General features: G+C 33.6%; 7 protein-coding genes and 1 tRNA gene. 4 read left to right on the top strand and 4 right to left on the bottom strand.

Features of this window, described 5'->3' with window-relative positions:
- Positions 1-3 precede the first annotated feature (3 nt).
- The 3 genes from QZN45_RS08785 to QZN45_RS08795 all read left to right on the top strand — a co-directional run bounded on the left by QZN45_RS08785 (position 4) and on the right by QZN45_RS08795 (position 1125).
- On the top strand, positions 4-288 hold the full coding sequence (locus tag QZN45_RS08785; protein WP_292605984.1) for a metal-sulfur cluster assembly factor: 285 nt from the start codon (positions 4-6) through the stop codon (positions 286-288).
- A 115-nt stretch (positions 289-403) separates the two neighbouring features.
- Positions 404-478, top strand: a tRNA-Ile gene (locus QZN45_RS08790).
- A gap of 131 nt (positions 479-609) precedes the next feature.
- A complete protein-coding gene (locus QZN45_RS08795) occupies positions 610-1125 on the top strand; it encodes an amino acid-binding protein (RefSeq protein WP_292606001.1) in 516 nt (171 codons plus the stop codon).
- Here QZN45_RS08795 and QZN45_RS08800 read toward each other — a convergent pair.
- Positions 1119-1397: a HypC/HybG/HupF family hydrogenase formation chaperone gene (locus QZN45_RS08800; protein ID WP_292605986.1), complete on the bottom strand. Its 279-nt coding sequence runs from the start codon at positions 1395-1397 to the stop codon at positions 1119-1121. The genes QZN45_RS08795 and QZN45_RS08800 overlap by 7 nt on opposite strands.
- Positions 1398-1476: 79 nt before the next feature.
- Between QZN45_RS08800 and QZN45_RS08805 the strand changes: the two genes are divergently transcribed.
- Positions 1477-2778: an NAD(P)/FAD-dependent oxidoreductase gene (locus QZN45_RS08805; protein ID WP_296812492.1), complete on the top strand. Its 1302-nt coding sequence runs from the start codon at positions 1477-1479 to the stop codon at positions 2776-2778.
- Positions 2779-2783: 5 nt separating this feature from the next.
- Here QZN45_RS08805 and QZN45_RS08810 read toward each other — a convergent pair whose 3' ends face one another.
- From QZN45_RS08810 to QZN45_RS08820, 3 genes are all read right to left on the bottom strand, one after another.
- A complete protein-coding gene (locus QZN45_RS08810; protein WP_296812494.1) occupies positions 2784-3836 on the bottom strand; it encodes a glycosyltransferase in 1053 nt (350 codons plus the stop codon).
- A gap of 3 nt (positions 3837-3839) precedes the next feature.
- Positions 3840-4805 carry a cell wall biosynthesis protein gene (locus tag QZN45_RS08815; protein WP_296812497.1) on the bottom strand — a complete coding sequence of 322 codons (966 nt, stop codon included), beginning with the start codon at positions 4803-4805 and terminating at the stop codon, positions 3840-3842.
- A gap of 90 nt (positions 4806-4895) precedes the next feature.
- Positions 4896-5957, bottom strand: a complete 1062-nt coding sequence (locus tag QZN45_RS08820; protein ID WP_296812499.1) for an mRNA surveillance protein pelota — start codon at positions 5955-5957, stop codon at positions 4896-4898.
- Between the last annotated feature and the right edge of the window lie 194 nt (positions 5958-6151).

Here is a 6151-nt window from a genome sequence, read left to right on the forward strand (position 1 = left end):
AATATGTCAGAAGATTTAGTGAATGATATTAAAGATGCTGTTTCTGTAATTAATGACCCTCACATGGGAATCAGTATTGTAGAAATGGGTATTGTACAAGATATTACCGTAGATGGCGATCAAGCTGAAATTATACTCAAACCTACCAACCCAGGCTGTATGAGTATCACCCGTATTGCGGCTGATGCAAAAATTAGAGCTGAGAACGTTGAAGGTATTGAAAAAGTAAAAATCATCGTTGAAGGACATGCCATGGCTGACTCCATTAACGAAATGATTAACAGATAATTTTTTTAAAACTTATTTAATTCTATATATAATCTTCAAAAAACCGAAAAGATTATATATAGCTATTAATATAAGTATAAGTGTTGACAGTTAACTGTCAAAGATATTTTTTTATAGGCTAGTGGCACAGCTTGGTTAGCGCGCTCGGCTGATAACCGGGAGGTCATGGGTTCGAATCCCATCTAGCCTACTTTTAACTGATTTTTGCAATATTTTCTTTTTACATGACAATTTTTTCTTTAAAAGACTGAATTTTCAAATAGTGACTAATTTTATATAGTATTTTCAACATAATTTATCACCAATGTACAAAAAGTTGGAATAATGATATTTATGTGGGAAAAAATCAACGAAAAGTTCAAAAAATATCCGGCACGAATAAGAGTTGCTGAAAAAATGATTGAACTGGGATTATCTTTAAATGATGACGGCAAAATTTATTGCGGCAATCTAAAAATAAGTGATAAAGCATTAGCTACTGCTACCGATGTAGATAGACGAGTAATCAAATCTACCATAAACGTCATAAAGGAGGATGAGGAATTATACAATTTATTCAACAATATCATCCCCGCAGGAACACTTTTAAAAAATATTGCAAAAAATCTAGAATTGGGCGTAATAGAAATAGAAGTAGGATCTGAAAGTGAAGGAATACTAGGTGCAACAGCAAATTTAATTTCAAAAAAAGGAATCGGCATAAGACAAGCTTATGCTGAAGATACTGAGCTTCAAAAAGCCCCATCATTAACAATCATAACAGAAAAACCTGTTAGTGGTGATTTAATAAACGAATTTTTAAAAATAAAAGGAGTAACAAGAGTGTCTATTTACTGATTTTCTAAATCAGCCATTCTTGCTTTTTCCATTTCTTCATCTTCTTTTTCAAGAATATCTAAAAGTTCTTCCCAAGCTTCTAAAGATTCTTTAGCAGCTTCTTCGGTTAATTTTTCAATTGCAAAACCAGCATGGATTAAAACATAATCCCCTACCTCAACATCAGGTAAAAGATCTAATTTTGCTTGTTGTCTTGCTCCACCAAAGTCAGCATACAACCAGTTTTCCTCTCTATTAATTTCAACAACGTGAGCAGGTGCTGCAATACACATAATTCCATCTCCAAAATTTTAATATATTATTACTATTAAAAGTTAGTATTATATAAAACTATCTACAATAGGCGATTTTATGAAAAATATTGTTATTGGTTCAGGGCCTGCAGGACGATTAGCTTCCATGCAGCTCGGAAAACTTGGAGAAGAAGTTATATTAATTGAAAAAAATCATATAGCCGGAACTTGCTTAAATGAAGGATGCATGGTTATTTGTGCATTGACAGACATTACAAAATTTATCGATATGAATAAAAGATTTAACAATCATGGATTTTTAAAAAGCCAAATTGAAGTCTCTTATGAAAAAATAGTTGAAAAAATTACTGCAACCCAAAAAGCTCTTAGAGCAATAGAGCAGAAAGAAAATGAAAGTGTAGGAAACAAGGTTATTTTTGGCGAAGCAAGTATTGATGGAAATGAAATTAAAGTGAATAATGAAAGCTTTGAATATGACAACCTGTTAATTGCAACAGGAGCACGTCCATACATTCCAGACATTAAAGGCAGCGATTATGGATTAACCAACAAAGATATTTTAAAACTTGACGATGTTCCTGAAAAATTGAATATCATCGGTGGAGGAATAATAGCCTGTGAAATAGCAAACATTTATTCAACTCTTGGAAGTGAAGTCAATGTTCTTGCAAGAAGCGAATTCTTAAAGGAGATTAATGAAACAACAAAAAAATATGTTCTGAAAAAGATTATTCCTGAAGTTAATGTTTATGAAAATACAAATGTAAAAGAAGTTTGCGAAAATAAAGTCATCACAGAAAATGATGAAGAGCTGGAAGGTATTGCATTTTTTGCAACAGGTAGAACACCAAACAGTGAAATAGCCGAAGGATTTGTAGAATTAAATGAAGACAAATCAATCAAAGTTAATGAAATGATGCAAACCAATGTTGATAGTGTATATGCTGCAGGTGATGTGACCGGAGGATACAAGCTAACACCAGTAGCAAGAATGGAGGGTATCGCAGCTGCAAGGAATATGGCCAACTATGCAAATAAAGTAAGCTACCATTGCATTCCACAAACATTAAGTTTGAACATGGAAGTGGGTTTTGTTGAAAATGAAAAAAGTGAATGCAGTGAAGATGACAAAGCCACAATTGGAATACCTGGAATTGCAGGGCCTGGTGCATTTTGGAATATCCTAACTGGAGATACCGGATACACCGAAATTGAATTTGACAAAAAGAACAATAAAATCAACAAAATCAATTCAATATCACCATCAGCACCCAGCGATATTGCATACCTCTCATATTTAATGAGAGAAGATTACGACTTGGATGACTATGGAGATTTCCTGGAAGTCCATCCAACAACAGATGCAAATTTTAGAACAATAAAATATATGTGGTTATAATACCACTATTCTAATTTTTTTAACATTCTGTCCGCCAAATCATCAGCGGCTTCAGAGCAGAGCTTACCATATTTGACAGCATTTTGTTTTAGGGAATCCATATTCTCGAATGCCTCGTTTATGCTTTTGCAAACATCTTCAACTTCAGATTCGATAATTGCCCCTTTAAACACTCCTGCCATATTCTGGTATCTTCCCCATTTTACTTTAGTCAAAGCGATAATCGGAGTTCTTGCAACTAAAGCCTCTTCTAGAGAAACACCATCATCAGTCAACACAGCCAAATCAGCATATCTGAATAAATCATTAATCCATGTGATGTAGCCTGCATAAATGATTTTTTCTTCATCAATCAAATCCATATATTCATCATGAAGCGGAAGTCCAACCAAAACAAGATTATACTTATCGCCAAACTCTTTTAAAGTCAAATCCATCGCACGAATAGTTCCTTTAAAAATTGATGATCCTGAAGAAAATAAAATGGTTTTTTTGTTTTCATCAAAATTAGGAAATTCCTTAAGCTTTTCAAAAGCAACCTCAGCATCTCCCCCATCAACATCTTTAGACAAAGGATAGAACGCCTTGTCCATATTTTCAGGTAATTCATCCCATCTGAATTTATCCAATTCTGGCAAAATATAACATTGATTGAATTTTGGACAAAATGATGAATCGAGAGGTGTTGAAATTAAAGAAAATGTTGGCTTTCGTGCAAATTTACCTCCAAGTGATGCTACAATAGCTCCACCACCCAAAACACCAACTACAAAATCAACTTTTAATTTTTTAATAAGGTTTCGGGCTTTGAATGTTGCAACAACTAATTTGGCCGCTCCTTTTGCAGCGGATAATTTTGTTGCAGAATGTCCGCCAGCATGAGGGACTGAAATCTTATGCCAATTATAGCCATGTTTTTCAAAAAGAGTTCCATGAGCAGATGCATCCAATGCTATTTCACAGGTAACCCCCCTTCTTTCAAGAGCGTTCATTGCATTGAGAGCAGTCATTGCATCTCCACCCAATCCCCTACCAGTAACAATGAATAATGCCTTCATAATTTATCTCCTTAACATTATTCTTGGTTTAACATCATCGTTATGATAATCTGGATGGCGTCTTGCATAAGGATTGTATAATAATCTTCTAAATCCTAATGAAATTAATAACGGGCTTGTAACAGGATATTGATTTTCTTTTAAAACATATTTCCTAACCAAATCTCCTAATCCTCCGCCGGTTAAGACATCCATGAAATAATCTCCAAAAGTAGGATTGATTAAACCTAACCTTTGTCTGAAGAATACTTTTAAGGTATTGCGTCTTACAAATGCTATTAATGCTGTAGTGATTAGGAACAATAACAACAGCCACCAGAATCCGCCAACAATATAAAATGCGATTCCTAATGCCACACCGAATGTATGGTTTCCAACTTCACCCATCATGATTTTACCAGAGAAATCCAATGGACAATATCCTAAACAAACTACCAAAATCAGCAACGGTGTGTAAATAGCCAATAATTCCCCCGCAGGTTGAGAATTGATTAACAACATTATTCCCATGGTTAAAACAGACATGATAATTGTTACAATACAAGTAGACCCAGGTTGCATATCTGAAATATTCATAGGTTGAACCATCAAAGCAATGAGAATTGCAGAAACGCCCAATCCTTCCATAATTCCAACAATCATTACCAGAACTATACCTATGCCTCTTGAAAGTTGCCCCCATTCAATTCCTAATGGGGCGAATTTTTTTCTTCCTAGAATATCGTCAATAAAAGCAAAAACACCAATGATTAAAACAAGATTATTGAATTTCGGCAATAAATAAAATGATAAAATAATAAATGGAACTAAACCAATTCCTCTAGGTATTCCACCACGCACATTAGGATATAAATTGCCCAAATAGCCTTGTTTTCCTAAAAAATTAAAAATTATACTCAATACTGCTGTTCCAACAGCAGATAGAATAAAAACAAAAACCATTGCAAAAATTACTGACAGATACATCATAAATATCACAATTATAAAAATGTCTTATACATTATAAGTTATAATAGTTTATTCTATATAAATCTAATATATCAATAATTTCAACAAAAATCAGGCGATTTCATACCTTAAAATCGCAGCCATACCCCCCAAGCTTTCCAGTTGCTTGCCTCCTTCATGTTCGCTGCTGATGACCATGACTTCACCTTTCATATTTTCAACCATGTCCATCAAATCACCCATATTTTCATCAGCCACCTTAGTATCCAATACTAAAAGTTCGCTGACAGCTCCAAGATTTATTGCATTTTTCGTTTCTTTTGACCCATAAGCGATTTTTGAAGAATTTTTACCTATCTGTTCCAATAGCCTATTGATGGCACCCATTTCCTGGCCAACCCTATTTTCAGAGGTTAATTTTTCAACTGTGCCTTTTTTAAGAACTTCACTTATTCCATTCCTGCCTCCAGAGCCAGTAGGTTCAATAATTGAGATGTTTGCCAAATCATTATGTTTTTCTTTGAGATAATCATAAAAATCGTTTTTAACAAATCCCGGGCCAGCTATGATGATGTTTTGTATTGAATCGAATTTTTCAATTGATTCTATTACCTTTTCATAGAATTGAGTAATGTTTTTCTGTCTGTTTTTATCAATTATCCTTTTTCCTGAAACATGACCCTTAATAGGACCATAATACTCAATTCCGAATTGCCTCATCAAACCTAAGGTTGCATTGTCATCTTCCAATACGACGATTATTGCAGATAATTTTTTAGATGCATCAATAGCCTGATTAAGTCGTTTAATTGCCCATTTTGGCCATCTTTCTTTCTTGATTGTTAAAGGGGTGTTAAGTTTAACTTCAAGGGTGTGGTGTGAACCCAGTGGAATCAAATCTTCAGGACCTCTTGTGATAACACCAGTCAACCTTAATTTACCTGTGAACAAATGAAAACTGATATTTTCAATGTCTAATCCCAAATAAAAAGTTTTTTTAACTCCCCTATCGCTTCTGAGTTTATCTCCAGTATTGTCCTGTATACGGCGTGTTGTTTTGGAAGATGCATTGTCACCAACTTCAACAATATGTGACAAATGCCATAAATCATCCAATGTTTCTGGAACAACTTCAATAATTCCCTCTTTTGTATCCTGTTTTATAATTTTCATAATATTCAGAAATATTTTATCTTAATAGTGAAAGAATACTCTGACCTCTTTAAGGTCGGAGATGAATTTCACAAAAAGGCATCTGAAGATATTATTTTTCAAATGCTCTCTCTATTTCTTTATATATTATTTATTATTTAAATTAGTTTATAATTAATTTTAAAATTATCTCTAAATGGAGTTTTAAGTGTTTT

The sequence above is a fragment of the uncultured Methanobrevibacter sp. genome (genome assembly GCF_900314695.1).
Lineage (GTDB): Archaea > Methanobacteriota > Methanobacteria > Methanobacteriales > Methanobacteriaceae > Methanocatella.

Coding starts and splice junctions, on each gene's coding strand:
- QZN45_RS08800 (WP_292605986.1), bottom strand. CDS start 1,397: ATGTGTATTGCAGCACCTGCTCACGTTGTTGAAATTAATAGAGAGGAA.
- QZN45_RS08805 (WP_296812492.1), top strand. CDS start 1,477: ATGAAAAATATTGTTATTGGTTCAGGGCCTGCAGGACGATTAGCTTCC.
- QZN45_RS08815 (WP_296812497.1), bottom strand. CDS start 4,805: ATGATGTATCTGTCAGTAATTTTTGCAATGGTTTTTGTTTTTATTCTA.
- QZN45_RS08810 (WP_296812494.1), bottom strand. CDS start 3,836: ATGAAGGCATTATTCATTGTTACTGGTAGGGGATTGGGTGGAGATGCA.
- QZN45_RS08820 (WP_296812499.1), bottom strand. CDS start 5,957: ATGAAAATTATAAAACAGGATACAAAAGAGGGAATTATTGAAGTTGTT.
- QZN45_RS08785 (WP_292605984.1), top strand. CDS start 4: ATGTCAGAAGATTTAGTGAATGATATTAAAGATGCTGTTTCTGTAATT.